The sequence below is a fragment of the Streptomyces sp. NPDC059718 genome (assembly GCF_042733315.1).
Taxonomy (GTDB): Bacteria; Actinomycetota; Actinomycetes; order Streptomycetales; family Streptomycetaceae; genus Actinacidiphila.
This window is the reverse complement of record NZ_JBHWGA010000050.1, coordinates 55460-70027: the sequence shown is the minus strand read 5'-3', so window position 1 is coordinate 70027 and position 14568 is coordinate 55460. Positions and strand designations below refer to the sequence as shown.

Annotated in this window: 13 protein-coding genes; 3 read left to right on the top strand and 10 right to left on the bottom strand. The window is 73.7% G+C overall.

All coding sequences use genetic code 11. From position 1 onward, the window contains the following. Positions 1-336: 336 nt before the first annotated feature. The 8 genes from ACFV3E_RS37950 to ACFV3E_RS37915 all read right to left on the bottom strand — a co-directional run bounded on the left by ACFV3E_RS37950 (position 337) and on the right by ACFV3E_RS37915 (position 9528). Positions 337-978 carry a class F sortase gene (locus ACFV3E_RS37950; RefSeq protein WP_500539735.1) on the bottom strand — a complete coding sequence of 214 codons (642 nt, stop codon included), beginning with the start codon at positions 976-978 and terminating at the stop codon, positions 337-339. A 5-nt stretch (positions 979-983) separates the two neighbouring features. Then, complete coding sequence (locus ACFV3E_RS37945; RefSeq protein ID WP_500539733.1) at positions 984-1664, bottom strand: DUF4142 domain-containing protein; 681 nt, start codon at positions 1662-1664, stop codon at positions 984-986. A 521-nt stretch (positions 1665-2185) separates the two neighbouring features. Beyond that, entirely contained in the window at positions 2186-2917 is a 732-nt protein-coding gene (locus ACFV3E_RS37940; protein ID WP_500539731.1) for a helix-turn-helix domain-containing protein, read from the bottom strand. A gap of 179 nt (positions 2918-3096) precedes the next feature. Further along, complete coding sequence (locus ACFV3E_RS37935; protein ID WP_500539729.1) at positions 3097-4368, bottom strand: MDR family MFS transporter; 1272 nt, start codon at positions 4366-4368, stop codon at positions 3097-3099. Further along, on the bottom strand, positions 4365-5516 hold the full coding sequence (locus ACFV3E_RS37930) for a PLP-dependent cysteine synthase family protein (RefSeq protein ID WP_500539727.1): 1152 nt from the start codon (positions 5514-5516) through the stop codon (positions 4365-4367). The genes ACFV3E_RS37935 and ACFV3E_RS37930 overlap by 4 nt, the downstream gene beginning before the upstream one ends. Positions 5517-5631: 115 nt before the next feature. After that, complete coding sequence (locus tag ACFV3E_RS37925) at positions 5632-6072, bottom strand: hypothetical protein (RefSeq protein ID WP_500539725.1); 441 nt, start codon at positions 6070-6072, stop codon at positions 5632-5634. A 61-nt stretch (positions 6073-6133) separates the two neighbouring features. After that, positions 6134-8533, bottom strand: coding sequence for a glycoside hydrolase family 65 protein (locus ACFV3E_RS37920; protein WP_500539723.1), 2400 nt, complete (start codon positions 8531-8533; stop codon positions 6134-6136). Positions 8534-8646: 113 nt separating this feature from the next. Beyond that, positions 8647-9528 (bottom strand): universal stress protein, encoded by an 882-nt coding sequence (locus ACFV3E_RS37915; RefSeq protein WP_500539721.1) that lies wholly within the window; start codon positions 9526-9528, stop codon positions 8647-8649. A gap of 205 nt (positions 9529-9733) precedes the next feature. Here ACFV3E_RS37915 and ACFV3E_RS37910 point away from each other — a divergent pair, with 205 nt between their 5' ends. Further along, positions 9734-10411 carry a CBS domain-containing protein gene (locus tag ACFV3E_RS37910; RefSeq protein ID WP_500539719.1) on the top strand — a complete coding sequence of 226 codons (678 nt, stop codon included), beginning with the start codon at positions 9734-9736 and terminating at the stop codon, positions 10409-10411. A 157-nt stretch (positions 10412-10568) separates the two neighbouring features. Then, on the top strand, positions 10569-10838 hold the full coding sequence (locus ACFV3E_RS37905) for an SHOCT domain-containing protein (RefSeq protein ID WP_500539717.1): 270 nt from the start codon (positions 10569-10571) through the stop codon (positions 10836-10838). 35 nt (positions 10839-10873) lie between these two features. Here ACFV3E_RS37905 and ACFV3E_RS37900 read toward each other — a convergent pair whose 3' ends face one another. Beyond that, the gene (locus tag ACFV3E_RS37900; RefSeq protein WP_500539715.1) at positions 10874-12307 is read right to left on the bottom strand and encodes a HAMP domain-containing sensor histidine kinase; all 1434 of its coding nucleotides are present in this window, start codon (positions 12305-12307) and stop codon (positions 10874-10876) included. Beyond that, on the bottom strand, positions 12304-13041 hold the full coding sequence (locus ACFV3E_RS37895) for a response regulator transcription factor (RefSeq protein ID WP_500539713.1): 738 nt from the start codon (positions 13039-13041) through the stop codon (positions 12304-12306). The genes ACFV3E_RS37900 and ACFV3E_RS37895 overlap by 4 nt, the downstream gene beginning before the upstream one ends. 155 nt (positions 13042-13196) lie before the next feature. On the opposite strand from ACFV3E_RS37895, the gene ACFV3E_RS37890 reads away from it, so the two are divergent. After that, the gene (locus ACFV3E_RS37890; protein WP_500539711.1) at positions 13197-14558 is read left to right on the top strand and encodes a ferredoxin reductase family protein; all 1362 of its coding nucleotides are present in this window, start codon (positions 13197-13199) and stop codon (positions 14556-14558) included. Positions 14559-14568: the final 10 nt, after the last annotated feature.

The window sequence follows — 14568 nt, the reverse complement described above, 5'->3', positions numbered from 1 at the left end:
ATAAGATTGTCCGTACTCCGAGATGAACAGCCGGGGCCGGGCGGCCCCCCGCCCCCCCCGCCCCCGCGGGCCCCCGCCCCCGCCCGCCCCCCCCCCCGGCCCCCCGGGCCCGGGCCGCGGGGGGGGGCCCCCCCGGCCGAGCGCCCGTCCACGCCGCTCGCGGCCTACTTCGTCGGGTAGGCGTCAACGATCGCCTCGGTGACGGTGTTGCCACGCGCAGACCGGGCCAAGGCAGGGTGCGCCCGGTGTGGCGTCCCGCGACCGGCAGGTGGCACATACGGGGCCATTGATGGGCGGCTCGGTTGCCCGGGCACTGCGCTCAGCCACCAGCTCCGGCTACCCCCACCGCATGCTCGGGCGAAGCGGGCCGGGGGTGCGTTCTTCGGTCGGCGTTGCGTACAGAACTAGGTTGCGTTCGTAGCGGCGTGCCGCGCGATCGTAGGGACCGGCGCATGTGACCAAAGCCAGCCGGTGGGGGCCGGCGCGTGTGAAGAGGTCACGTGGCAGATGCTCCTGCTGGTACGTGCGCCGGGCGGTGACCCGATACAGACGTACCTTGGCGTCCGCTCCTGTCACTGTGATGGGGCCTCCCACGGGTATGTCGTACAGTGCGGCGAAGGTGCCCAGCCCGTCTTCGCGGCTGTCGACGTGACCCGCTATCAAGACCGTGCCGGTCGCCGCGCCCAGCGGGGCCCCCAGTGCCCACCATCCGCCGGTGTGGAGGTTTTCCGGCAGGTCGAGAGCCCCGTCGGCCCGGGCGGCGACAGGTACGACGACGGCGTCGAGACCGGCTGGGCCATGGATGCGGGTGGGTGGCGACGCCTCTTGGCCGTCAAAGGCGGGGCGGTGCACACCGACGGGCAGGGTGCCCGAGTCGGTGACGCCCAGTTGTGGCGTCGTCCACGTCAGCCAGCCGGCGGCCGCCGCGCCCAGACCGCAAAGTGTCATCGCAGCGGCGGCCGACCGGTGGCGTTCCACGGGTTCTAGCTCTTCCCGGCCGTTCGGCGGCGGATGCGCAGGAGCCAGGCCGCTCCGCCAGCGGTGAGCAACGCGCCTCCGGCCACGCCGACCAGGCCCGCGGTGGCGGCCGAGCCTTGCGCGGCGGCGAACTGGCCCCCGGATCCAGCGTGGACCATGCCGGTGCCCGAGGGGGCGTGGCAGGTGCCGCCGCGGACCATGTCCAGGTGCATCGCCACCACCGGACGGGCGCTGCGGGCGGCTGCCACCACTTCGGCGTTGCTCCCCGCCTTGATCTCCTGGTCGATCAACGCGAGGGTCTCGCGGTGCCCGACGTCCTCGGTGCTGAGCCATGCCGCGTCGTACGCCGGGCTGCCCGCCTTCGCCCGCACCTCGGCCAGCCCCTTGTCCTGCGCGGTGGATGTGGACGGCGGCAGCGTCACCTTCAGCTTGCCCGCGAGCATTTTCACATCCGCGTCGAGCTTGCCGTGGTCTTGGACGAGCACCTCGCCGACCTGCTTCACGCATTCGCTCGTCGCGTAACCCTGTGCGTCGTTCCCAGCCGCGATCTCGGCGAGGTTCCCTTGGTGGATCTGCGTCAGGAACGTCGTGTCCTGGTCGGCCAGCCCCGCGGCGAACGCCTGGGGCGTTGCTATGACGGACAATGCCGCCGCTGCCACGGCGGCGGCAAGCAGTCGTGTACGCATCGGTACTGCTCCCTTCGAGCCGGTGGGGCCGCAAGGCGGCACCACACCGGTGGTCAGAACGAGGCGCATGGCACAGCGCCCCCGGACAGATGGCTGCCACCCGGGCGCCCCGCCGTACCGATGAAGTCCGGTGGGTCACCCGTCGAGCCGATGGGCACCTGCGCCGGCCATGAGCGACCGCGCAGCCGCATCGCCGGGTCTGTCCATTCCGGTCATCGGTAGTGGCGCCGCCCTCTCCGCAGTGATGCCTCCACCGCGGAAGCGGGGTTCCCGCACCGCGCGGGCAGCCGCGAAGAACTCGGCGTTCATGCCCGGCAGGTACTCCGGTTCGTGCCCAGGAGGGGTTACCAGGTCTCCGCGTATCGGCCACGTGCAGCGCGAGGCGCTGACCTCGCTGTGACTCCGGCGGCCGTGTCTTCGGCGCGAACGGCCCGGGTCGTGTCCTCGGCGCGAACCGCGTCGGACTCCGGCTTCAGACCCCCGGGCGACGGTGCGTCGCCCGGGGGTCTCGCACGCCCGCGCTACTCGGCGTGCCGCGGCGCCTGGTCCTCGGCCGCCGGCAGGGACCGGATGGCGCGGCCGCTCACCTCGCGCGGCACGACGCGGATCCACAGTTCACGCGTCCCCCCGGCCCAGGGCTCGGCCCCGGGACGCCGGGCGAGGGACTCCGCGACGGCGGCGTCGGTGATCCGGTCGGCGGTGCCCGACACCAGGACGCTCCAGCCGACACGGCTCATCTCGTCGACATGGTCGGTCTCGAAGGCGAGCTTCGTACCGGACGCGACCGCTGCCGCGCCGGCCGGGTCCGTCCGGTAGACGACCGTTCGCCCATCCACCAGGAAGTTGACCGGCACCAGCACCGGAGGCTCGTCCCCGGTGTCCGGCTCCGGCGCATGGGCCACCCGGCCGATTCCGTGCGTGCCCAGCCGTTCCCAGCACTCCTGCTCGGACAGCCGCTGCAGCACCGGACGGGCCGCCGGTGCGCCCCGTCCCGGTGGGGCCTCGCGCGAGCCGAGCGCCAGCTCCTCGTACGACACCCCCAGCACGGCGGCCAGCCGCATCAGCGCGGCGGGGTCGAAGCCGGTACCCAGCTCCTCGACCTGCCGCAGGTACACGATCGACATCCCGGCCCTGGTGGCCAGCTCCTCACGGGACATGCCCAGCTGCTCCCGCCGCACCGCGACGCGGCCGGCCACGCTCTCACCGTCGAAGGAGCCGCCGCCCGCCGAGCCGGGCCGGTCCGGACCACCCATCAATGCCGCTCACCACCTTCGTCCCGTCTCCCTCCAGCGCAGCAGACCCATCGGCAGCCCGCCAGTCCAGGGACGGGGCCCTTCGGCCCTGACGACGGGCCGTCCGGCCCCGGGGGACGGCCCCGGCTGGACGCGCGGAGCCGTCCCCCGGCCGGAAACGCCCGGGAGGGGGTGGGCGGTCAGGCGAGGGCGGGTTCGCGCTTGACCGGGGCGAGTCCCCCGGCCCGGGACAGGAGCTGGACGCAGGCGGCACAGAGCAGGCCGGTCATGGTCAGCGTCAGCCAGGGGAGCCACGGCTTGCCGCTGTGGTCGGCGAGGTCCCAGATGGCGCCGGTGGCGAGGTTGCCCAGGGTGATGCCCAGGCCGGAGACGGTGTTGTACCAGCCGTAGTGCGTGGCGACGAGGCGCTCCCCGGAGAGGGTGACGATGGTGTCCATCTCGAAGGGGTAGACCACCGCGGAGCCCACGGCCAGGACCGCGACGGCGATCACGAGCAGGGCCACCGCGAGACCCGCGTCGAACGTCCCGCCGGACGGGTCGGGGCTCACGGCCAGGGGCGTGAAGGCCAGACCCATGAGGAGGATCCCGCCGACGATGGCCTGCGGTCCGGTCCAGCGGGCACGGACCCACCCGGTGATGCGGAGCTGGCCGAGGACCGACACGACCGCCGAGACGATGAACAGGCCGCTGGTGACGGCCTGTCCGCCGGTGCCGAGGAGTGCGTGGGCCTGCAGGGGCAGGGCCAGGTAGACCTGGAAGGACAGCACGTACGAGCCGACCATGGCCAGGGAGAACAGCATGAACGGCCGGTTGCCCAGCACCTGCCGCCAGGAGCCGAGGACGCCGGCCGCCGCGCCGGGGCCGGTGCCGCGTTCCGGCCGCCGGTCGGGCAGGGCCCGGCACTGCAGGACGGTCAGCACGGCGAAGACGGCCGCGGCCGTCAGGCACACGGCGCGGAAGTCCAGGGCGAGCAGGGCCAGGCCGACCAGCGGACCGATCAGGACGCCCGCCTGGTAGAAGACGTTGAACAGGGCGAAGCCCTCCACCCGCCGCTCCCCGGCCTCCACGGCCAGATAGGCGCGGACCGCCGGGTTGAACAGCGCGCCGGCGAACCCCGCGGCGGCCGAGGCCGCGACCAGCGCGGGCAGGGAGTCGACCAGCCCCAGCAGCGCGAAGCCGAAGGTGCGCAGGGTGCAGCCGATCACGATGGGTGTCTTGTAGCCGAAGCGGTCGGCGATGGTGCCGCCGAGCACGAACATGCCCTGCTGGGAGAAGTTCCGTACGCCCAGGACGAGGCCGACGGCCCAGGCGGCCAGGCCGAGGCCGCCGGCCAGGTGGTCGGCGAGGTAGGGCATGAGCATGTAGAAGCCCAGGTTGATGGCGAACTGGTTGGCCATCAGCAGCCGGGCCGGGGTGTCGAAGGAGCGGGCCTGCCGCCACAGCCCCCTCACCGGGCGGCCTCGAAGGACAGGCCGCCGCGTTCGCCGTCGGGCGCGTCGGCCAGTGGGTCCACCACGGTGGTGCAGCGGGTCCAGCGGTCGACCACGGTCTCGCCCGGCTGGGCGATCTCCTGCGGGTCCTGGGCCGGTTCGTGGTGGAGCAGGCCGTGGTCCCGGCAGTAGGCGTCGTCGAAGACGGTGCCGACGTAGCGTTGCGGGCCGTCGGGGAAGATCGTCACGATCCGGGTCTCGGCCGGCAGCGTACGGGCCAGCCAGCGGGAGACCAGGGCCACCGCGCCGACGCTCCAGCCGCCGGAGGCGTAGTGGTCGCGGGCGAGGCGCCGGCAGGCCCACACCGCCTCGCCGGCGGCGACCCAGTGCACCTCGTCGAAGGCCGGGTAGTCGACGTTGCGGGGATGGATGCTGCTGCCCAGACCCCGCATGAGCCGGGCGGCGGGTGGCTGGCCGAAGATCGTCGACCCCGTGGTGTCGACACCGACCAGCCGCAGGTGCGGGAAGAACGCGCGCAGCCGGCCGCTGACCCCGGCCGAGTGTCCTCCGGTGCCGACACTGGCGACCAGGACGTCGATGCGGCCGAGCTGGGCGACGAGTTCGTGGGCGAGGGCCGCGTAGGCGGCGACGTTGTCCGGGTTGTGGTACTGGTCCGGGCACCAGGCGGTCGGATCGGCGGCCAGGAGGTCCCGCACCCTGTCGCGGCGGGCCTGCTGCCAGCCGCCGACGGCGTGCGGTTCGGCGACGATGTCGACGGTCGCTCCGTAGGCGGTGAGCAGGGAGACCATGGACGGTTCCATGCCGGGGTCGGTGACCGCCGTGACCGCGTGTCCGTGCACGGCCCCCGCGAGGGCGAGCCCGAGGCCGAGCGTGCCGCTGGTGGACTCCACGATGCGGGCACCGGGGAGGAGTTCACCGCGAGCGCGGGCCGCCTCGATCATGTACAGCGCGGAGCGGTCCTTGATGCCGCCGGGGTTGAAGCCCTCGAGTTTGGCCCAGAAGCCGCGGCCGTCGGGGACGAAGGGCGATCCGACCCACAGCACGGGCGTGTTGCCGACCAGCCCGGCCGGAGTGCGGCGCGGGGGCGCGGTGGCGGCGAGGAGTTCGGCCGGGGACGCGGGCGTGCCGGGGTGAGGGAGGGTGCTCATACGGGTTTCTCCTGCGGCCGTCGCCGTGGCGCGGCCGTTGCTCGTACGGATCCGGGGCGCGTGCAGCCGTGCCCGCTGCACGGTGCGCGGTGCGGCGGGCGGGGCTGGGGCCCTGTCAGGTCCGCGATACGCAGAGCAGACTCAGTGTTCCGGGGCCGGAACGGGTGGGTGCGCAGGGCCGTCCGGCGCCGGTGGCCCCGGCCTTCTGCGGGTGGATGGCCGGTGCCGGTGCGGGAGGCGCCGCCCCGATGCCGGAAACCGTGGGGGTGTCGGCCAGCCGGGGGCGGGGATCGGGGAGCCGGTCGAGTGCGACTCCGCACAGGGCGTGGTGGTCGGCGGGCGGTCCGTCGCCGCGGGCGACGTCCTGGTCCGGGCGTGTCGCGGTGTCCTGCGGCTGGCACGGGGCCGTCGCGGCGGGACCGGCGGTGAGGGTGTCGCCACCCGTGCGGTCCGGCCCGTGCGCGCAGGCCACCAGGTGGATGCTCGTGAACACGAGCACGCCCAGCAGCAGGAGCACTCCGCGAAAGGAGATGCGCCGACCCGCTCGCCACGTCATGTCACGGATCGTAGTCGATCAGTTGCCCTGTGCTGGGAAGGGCCCGCGCTGCGGGCCCATTTCATCGGGCCGGCAGGTCGAGCAGCCGGAAGCGACCGGGCGGGACGGACCAGGTCCGGCCGCCGAGGCGGATGCGGACCGGTGCACCCGCGGAGGCGGGGACGGCGACGCTGATGCGGCCTCCGTCGACGTGGATCCGCACACCCCAGTGACCGCGGTAGCGGACCGTGAAAGCGAAGCGCGACAGCTGCGGCAGCGGCGCCGGATCGAGCCACAGGGCGTCCTCACGGGCTTCCAGGCCCGTCAGGCCGCGCTGGACGAGGTCGAGGGTGCCGGCCATGGCACCCAGGTGGATGCCTTCCTCGGTGGTGCCGCCCTGTACGTCGGTGACGTCCCCGAGCAGTGCCTCCTGCGCGCAGGACCATGCGTCGGCCCGATGGGCCCGGGCCAGCACCCAGGCGTGCACGACTCCGCTGAGGGTGGATCCGTGGCTGGTGCGCCGCAGGTAGTGGTCGACCGTGGACCGCCACGTGCCGTCGTCCAGCGGGTACCCCAGACGCCCGAACAGGCGGTGCAGTTCGGTGGGTGGGAACAGGTAGCCCAGCATGAGCACGTCGGCCTGCTTGGACGCCTGGTAGCGGTTGACCGAGTCCCCCTCGGCCTCCAGGATCCGGTCCAGCCGGCGGATGTCCCCGTACCGGGCCCGGTAGCCCGCCCAGTCCAGTTCCTCCAGCCCGTCGTAGCCGGCGAACTGGCTGATCACGCCGGCGTGCCAGGGGACGTACAACTTGCGCGAGACGTCCTCCCAGCGGTCCGACTCCTCCGGGCCGAGGCCCGTCCGCTCACGGAGCTCGTCGCGGCGCGGCGCGGGGAGGGTCCGCCACAGCTCCAGGGTCCGGTCCAGTACCCAGGCGGCGCTGACGTTGGTGTAGGTGTTGTCGTCGACTCCGGGCGACGCGGAGCCGGGGTAGGCGTCGTGGTACTCGTCGGGTCCGACGACGCCGCGGATGCGGTAGCGGCCGCCGGTGTCGCAGTCGGGGTCCCAGGTGGCGCGGCAGGCCCAGAAGCGGGCGATCTGCAACAGCATCTCGGCGCCCTTGGTGTACAGGAACTCCGTGTCGCCGGTGGCCTGGCCGTACCGCCAGATGTTGTAGGCCACGGCGGAGCCGACGTGGTGCTGCAGCCGGGTGTGGTCCGGCAGCCAGCGTCCCGAGTGCGGGTTGAGGTGGAGGGTCTGGGTCTCCTCGCGTCCGTCGCTGCCGCTCTGCCACGGGTACATCGCTCCCGTGCACCCGGCCTGTTCCGCCGCCCGGCACGCCGCCTCCAGACGGCGGTGGCGGTACTCCAGCAGCCCCCGGGACACCTCGGGGAAGTGCAGGTCGAGGTAGGGCAGGACGAAGAGCTCGTCCCAGAAGACGTGCCCGCGGTAGGCCTCTCCGTGCAGTCCCCTGGCGGGCACGCCCACGTCCAGCCCGGCGGTGTGCGGGGAGAGGGTCTGCAGGACGTGGAAGGTGTGCAGCCGCAGGATCCGTCCGGCGTCGCCGGGGACGTCCAGGCCTGCGCGGCGCCACAGCCGCGCCCAGGCGGCGGCGTGCGTGGCGAGGAGGCCGGCGAAGTCCGGGGCCCGTTCGACGCGGTCGAGGGCGGCGTGCAGCGGGTCACTGATCGCCGGGTCCCGGGTGGTGTGCAGGGCCACGGTCTTCTCGACGACGGCCGGCCGGTCCGGCGCGAGCGGGACGGTCAGCCGGTGGACCGCGGCGTGCTCCCCCGCCTCCAGTGAGCGGGCGGCCGCCGGATGCGTCGTGGCGCGCGTACGGGCGGCGAGCGCGATGCCGATGTCGGAGGCGCTCGTACGGCACCGCAGCCAGACCGTGTCCGGTTCGGAGGTCCCGGTGTGCGTCCGGGTGAGGTGACGGCCGTTCAGGTCCCGGTAGCGGGCGACCCCCGCGTTGCCGACGTCGCCGTCGAGCGCGGACTCGACCTCCAGGTCCGCGGACCAGTCGCCCTCCGCGCGGAAGACGGTGCGCAGGGCGGCGAGGTGCGGGTCGTGCATGTGCACCAGCCGGGTCTGCTCGACGGCGACGATCCGCCCGCGCGGGTCACGCAGCCGGAACGCCCGTGTCAGAGTGGCCCGTTGGAGGTCGAGGTCCTGCCGGTGCTCCAGCAGCGAACCGTCGTCGGGGGTGAACCAGGAGCCGCCGTCCCCGAGCCTGAACCGCAGGGGCAGCCAGTTCGGCAGGTTGACCAGGTCCTCGTTCTGCACTTTCCGCCCGGCGACGGTGGAGTGGAGCCGGTTGTAGCAGCCGGCGGCGTAGGTGCCGGGGTAGTGGTGGGGGCCGGCCACGGTCTCAGGGGCGGCGCCGCGGGTGGCGAAGTAGCCGTTGCCCAGGGTGCACAGCGCCTCGCGCAGGCGCTCCTGGGCGGGGTCGTACCCCTCGTACGACCAGGTCCACTCCCCCATCGTCTCCCCTCTCCGGGATCCGGCGGCACGGGACGGTTCGGCAGGGCCTTCCCGTCCAGTCTCCCCTGGATGCACCGGGCCCGCCCGAGGGGCGGGACGGCGGCACGCGCAGGTCACACGGGCTGAGGGACGACGGCGACCGGGCACGGGGCGTGGTGGAGCATCGCGTGGTTGACGGGGCCCAGCTGAAGCCCGAACGGACTGTCGCGGCGGCGGGCGCCGACGACCAGCAGGTCGGCGTCGTCCAGTGTCTCGAGCAGGACCTTGCGGGCATGCCCCTCGCCCGTGTGCCGGCGGTGGCGAACGCCTGGGTGGGCGGCCGCCGCGGCGCGCAGGGCCTGGTCGAGGTGCTCCTCGGCGCGGCGCCGGTGTGCCATGACGGCTTCGTCCTCGTACCCGATCCACTCGGCTCCCTCGCCCGGAACCATCCGCCAGGCATGGACCGCCCGCACCCCGCAGCCATGCAACTCGGCCTCGGAGAAGGCGAAATCCACGGCCGCGGCAGAGTTGTCGTCAGGGCCCACGCCGAGCACGATCCAGCGCTCGCCGTCGCGGGCTCCGCTTTCGTCGCGGTCACCCCGCACCACGACCACCGGGCACTCCGCACGGCCGGCGAGGGTCAGGCCGACGGAGCCCAGCAGCAGGCCCGCCATCTCGCCGCGGCCGCGGTGGCCCACCACGAGTGCGCCGGCACGGGTCCCCTCGCGCAGCAGTCCGTACGTGGTGTCCTCCGCGAGTACCTCTGCCGAGACCTCCAGGCCCGGACGGCGCGAGCGGGCCCGTTCCGCCGCGGACTCGGCGATCTGCCGGGTGAGCTCCTGCTCCTCGGCGGGTTTCCGGGTGGAGGCGAGTGCCCGTCCCTCGTACCGGTCCCACAAGGAGGCGTGGACGATCCGCAACGGAAGGCCGCGCACTGATGCCTCGTCCGCGGCCCAGTCGACCGCTTCCAGGGCGGAGTCCGAGCCGTCGGTTCCCACGACCAGGGGAAGCGCCATGACCTCCACCGCCTCTCGATGCTGTGGTCGCCGTGTTGCCGACGACACTGCCGGGCGCGGACCGGTACGCCCATGGGCCGCTCGGCCCGTCCGGAGGGACACCCGGCCGTGGCGGTGGCCCCACCGGCCCATGTCGGGCCCCGGCGGACGCGACCGACAGTGGGACCGGACCGTACAGGACCAACCGCGCAGGGAGGCGGGGACGATGTACCACCGCAACGTCGGCGATCTGATGACCAAGGCGGTCGTATCGGTACGGCCGGACACGTCGTTCAAGGAGATCGCGAGGCTGCTCGCGGAACACGACGTCACCGCCGTCCCCGTCGTGGACGAAGGGGACCGCCCGGTGGGCGTGGTGTCGGAGGCCGACTTGCTGCGCAAGGAGGCGGGGCTGCCGGACCCGGCCGGCCTGCTGCCCGCCCGGCACCCGCGCCCGGGCGAGCGTTCCCGCATCGCCGCCACCACCGCGGAGGGGCTGATGAGCAGTCCGCCGACCGTCGCGCGGCCGGAGTGGTCCGTGGTCGAGGCGGCCCGGGTGATGGAGCGTCGAGGGGTGAAGCGACTGCCCGTGGTCGACGGGACGGGCCGGCTGGTCGGGGTGGTCAGCCGCACCGACCTGCTGCGGGTCTTCCTCCGCAGGGACCGCGCCATCCGTGAGGAGATCACCGGTGAGCTGCTGGTGAAGACCCTGGGACTCGCGCCCGACGCCGTAGCCGTCCAGGTGGCCGAGGGGAAGGTCACCCTCGATGGCGTGGTGGACCGCCGCAGCCTCGTGCCGGTGGTCCTGGAGTTGTGCCGCGGCGTGGACGGCGTCGTCGACGTCGAGGCGAGACTGGGTTACAAGGCCGACGACACCGTCCACCCTGCCCCCGCCCACCGGTGAGCCGTGCCGGCGAAGGTGGTGGGTCGGAGGGCCGGCCGGCAGGCGCCGTCCGCATGCGGGGGTGCCTACCGGCTTGACGACACCGACGGGCGAGCCGTCGACGCCGCGCCCCACGGCGTCACCGACGACCGGCTGCGCACCATGTGAGGAGCACGCCATGTTTGTCTACGACCACATGAACGGCTGGGGCTGGGCCCTGATGTCGCTGGGCTGGCTGGTGCTGCTGGTCCTCGTCGGCCTGGCGGTGGCCGTGCTGGTGCGGCGCACCGCCGACGGCGGTCACGGCCGGGCTCCCGACCGGCGTGACCCGAGTCCGCGGGAACTCCTGGCCGAGCGGTACGCACGCGGCGAGATCGACGACGAGGAGTACCGGCGGAGGCTGGAGGTGCTGGAGCGAGCCGCCGGTCACCGGCAGGAGTCGAGGTGACCGAACGCGGCTCGCGGGCAGGATCCACACGGTGGTCAGCCGGACACGACGGGAAGCGTCACCCGGAAGGCGGTGTGCCCGGGGCGGCTGGTGACCTCGACGGTGCCGTGGTGGGCGGTGACGATCGCGTGGACGATCGCGAGTCCGAGGCCGGTACTGCCCGTGCTGCGTGAACGGGCCTGGTCGGCACGGACGAAGCGGGTGAAGACCTCGGGCTGGAGTTCCGCCGGGATCCCGGGCCCGTCGTCGCTGACGGTGAGACGTGCGCCGTCGGCGTCCGAGGCGAGGGCGACCATCACTTCCGTACCGGCCGGAGTGTGGGTGCGGGCGTTGGCCAGGAGGTTCCCGAGGGCCTGCTGGAGACGGTGGCCGTCCCCGGGCACCACGACGGGCTCCTCCGGAAGGTCCAGGAACCAGCGGTGGCCCGGTCCCGCGGCGCGGGCGTCGTCGACGGCGTCGAGGACGAGGCGGGTCAGGTCGACCCGTTCGTGCTCGAGCGGGCGTCCCGCATCGAGACGGGCCAGGAGCAGGAGGTCGTCGACGAGGTGCGTCATGCGCTGCGACTCGGACTGGATGCGTTCGAGGGCGTGGCGGATGCCGGCCGGGACGGGGCCCCGGTGGCGAAGGGCGAGTTCGGCGTGGCCCCTGATGTTCGCGACGGGGGTGCGCAGTTCGTGGCTGGCGTCGGCGGCGAAGTGCCGGAGCCGTTCCTCGCCGGCTTGGCGCCGGACCAGGGCGTCCTCCACGTGCCCGAGCATGTGGTTGAGCGCGGCGGCGACCTGGCCGACCTCGGTGTGCGGGTCGGTGTCCGGCAGGGGCGTCGGCATGGCGAACTCGCCACTGGCCAGGGGCAGCCGGGTGACACCGGACGCGTGCTCGGTGACCCGGTGCAGGGGGCGCAGGCTGACCCGGACCCACAGGGTCCCGGCGACGCCCGTGGCGAGGAGTGCCGCGCCGAAGACCACGGCTTCCACGGCTTCGAGGCGGTGCAGCGTGGCTTCGACGGGGTGCAGGGGGAGACCGGTGAGCAGGACGTCGCCGTCGTCGCCGCGGACCGCCGTGACGCGGTAGGCACCGAGCGAGGCGATGCGGATGCTGTGTCCCCTTCCGTCGACCGGGACGCCGGTCAGGGCGTGTCGGTCTCCGGCGGAGAGCGCCAGGGGGCGGTCGGCCGCGTCGTCGACCACGGCGGCATGGGTGACGTCGCCACCCAGCAGGCGGGCGCCGAAGGTCGCGTCGGCCTGCCCCCGGGTGTCGGGGCGGTTGTCCGCGTCGGGCGTCCTCTCGTGCTCCAGGCTGGCCGCGAAGCGCCCGCCGGCGGCGGTGAGCTGCTCGTCCAGTCGTCCCAGCAGGAAGCCCTGGAGCGCGAGGACGGTGGTGACGCCCACGGCGGCGCACGCCACGGCCAGCAGGACGAGGAGCCCGGCGGTGAGCTGTCCCCGCAGGGTGCGGAGCGGAAGCCGTCTCATGGTGCCTCGGACTTGAGGACGTATCCGACGCCCCGGACCGTGTGGATCATCGGGGGCCGTCCCGCGTCGATCTTCTTGCGCAGATAGCTGATGTAGAGCTCGACGACATGGGCCTGGCCGCCGAAGTCGTACGCCCAGACCCGGTCGAGGATCTGGCTCTTGGAGAGCACCCGGCGCGGGTTGCGCATGAGGAACCGCAGCAGCTCGAACTCGGTCCGGGACAGTTCGACCAGGGTGCCGGCCCGGCGGACCTCCCGGGCCTCCTCGTCCATCGTGAGGTCGCCGACGACCAGCCGGTCCACGTCGGTCCCGGCGGTCATCCCGGCCCTGCGGAGCAGACCGCGCAGCCGGGCGATGACCTCCTCGAGGCTGTAGGGCTTGGTGACGTAGTCGTCGCCGCCCGCCGTGATGCCGGCGACGCGGTCCTCGACCGCGTCGCGGGCCGTCAGGAACAGCACGCACACGCGGTCGGCGTCGCGCCGCAGCTCGCGCAGGACGTGCAGGCCGTCGGCGTCGGGCAGCATCCAGTCCAGGACGACCGCGTCGGGGCGGAAGTCGCGGGCGGTCGCGAGCGCGGACCCCCCGTCGGCGGCCGTCCGCACCTGGCAGCCCTCGCCGGCCAGGGCGGCGGAGAGCACGTCGGTGACGTCGGGCTCGTCGTCGACGACCAGGACGCGCACCGGGCTCCCGTCGGGCCGGTGCATGCCGGGGGGTGCTGTGCGGCTCTCTTCCATGGTGAGTACAGCATCCCTCGCGCACGTGCCCCGGAGGCCTCGGGGAACCTCTGCGTTTCCTCTGAGTTCCCGCTGGGCGGCCCGGATCAGAGGAAACACAGAGGTTCGGTGGCGATGCTGGGGCGCCCGACGACGATGACGCTCCTGGGAGCCCCATGGCCACCACCTCCACCACCGCCCGCACCGGTCGCGGACTGCACCACCGGCGGCCGCGCCGCGGCCTCGTCCCGCTGCTCGCGCCGCTCGCGATCTGGGCGGGTGCCGCGGGGGTACTGGCGCTGTGGTGGTCCGACACGACCTCGGTGGTCGGCCCGGCGGGGTGGCTGACCGGTGCGGGCCGCATCACCGGCCTCCTGGCCGGATACGCCTGCGCGGTCCTGCTCGTCCTGATGGCCCGCGTCCCCCTGCTCGACCACGGTGTCGGCACCGACCGGCTCGCCCGCTGGCACGCCTGGGGCGGCCGGTGCACCGTCTCGCTGGCCCTCGCCCACACCCTGCTGATCGTCTGGGGCTACGCCGCGGCCTCGCACACCTCCTTCCCGGCTCAGACCACGACGCTCGTACTGGACTATCCGGACCTGCTCAAGGGCACTGCCGGATTCCTGCTGTTCGTCGTCACGGGCGCGCTCTCCGCGCGTGCGGCCCGCCGGAGGATGAGCTACGAGGCCTGGCACTACCTGCACTTCGCCACCTACCTCGCGGTCTTCCTCGCCTTCGGGCACCAGCTGTCCAACGGAGCGGACTTCGTCGGGAACCGGGCAGCCCAAGCCGCCTGGTACGCCCTCTACCTCGGCGCCGCCGTCCTGGTCGCCTGGTACCGCTTCGCCGTACCGCTGCGGCGCGGGCTCCGCCACAGGCTCACGGTCGTCGCCGTCCACCCGGAGGCACCCGGGATCGTGTCCGTCCACCTCACCGGTGAGCACCTGGACGAGCTGGCGGGTGTGCCGGGACAGTTCCTGCGCTGGCGCTTCCTCACCCGCGGGCTGTGGTGGACCGCCAACCCGTACTCCCTGTCCGCCCCGGCCCACCCCCGGCACCTGCGCATCACCGTGAAGTCCGCGGGCGGCCACAGCGGCGCCCTGGCCCGGCTCACCCCGGGCACCCGCGTATGGGCGGAAGGTCCCTACGGCGGCTTCACCGCGGACCGCCGCACCGCTTCGAGCGTCCTCCTCCTGGCGGGAGGCGTCGGCATCACCCCGCTGCGGGCCCTCTTCGAGACCCTGCCCGGTCAGGTGACCCTCGTCTACCGGGCACGCCGTCCGGAGGACCTCGCCCTGCGGAGCGAACTCGACGCGATAGCGCACAGGCGTGGCGCCACGGTCCACTACGTGGTGGACGACCCCGCGCGGTACCACTCACCGCTGACCGCGCGGGCGCTGTCCGCCCTCGTCCCCGGGCTGGCCGGTCACGACGTCTACCTCTGCGGCCCGCCGGCCATGGCGGAGGCCGCCGTACGGGCCCTGCGCGCCGCGGGTGTGCCCGCCCGCCGCATCCACCACGAGTCGTTCGCGTTCTGAGGAGAACCGC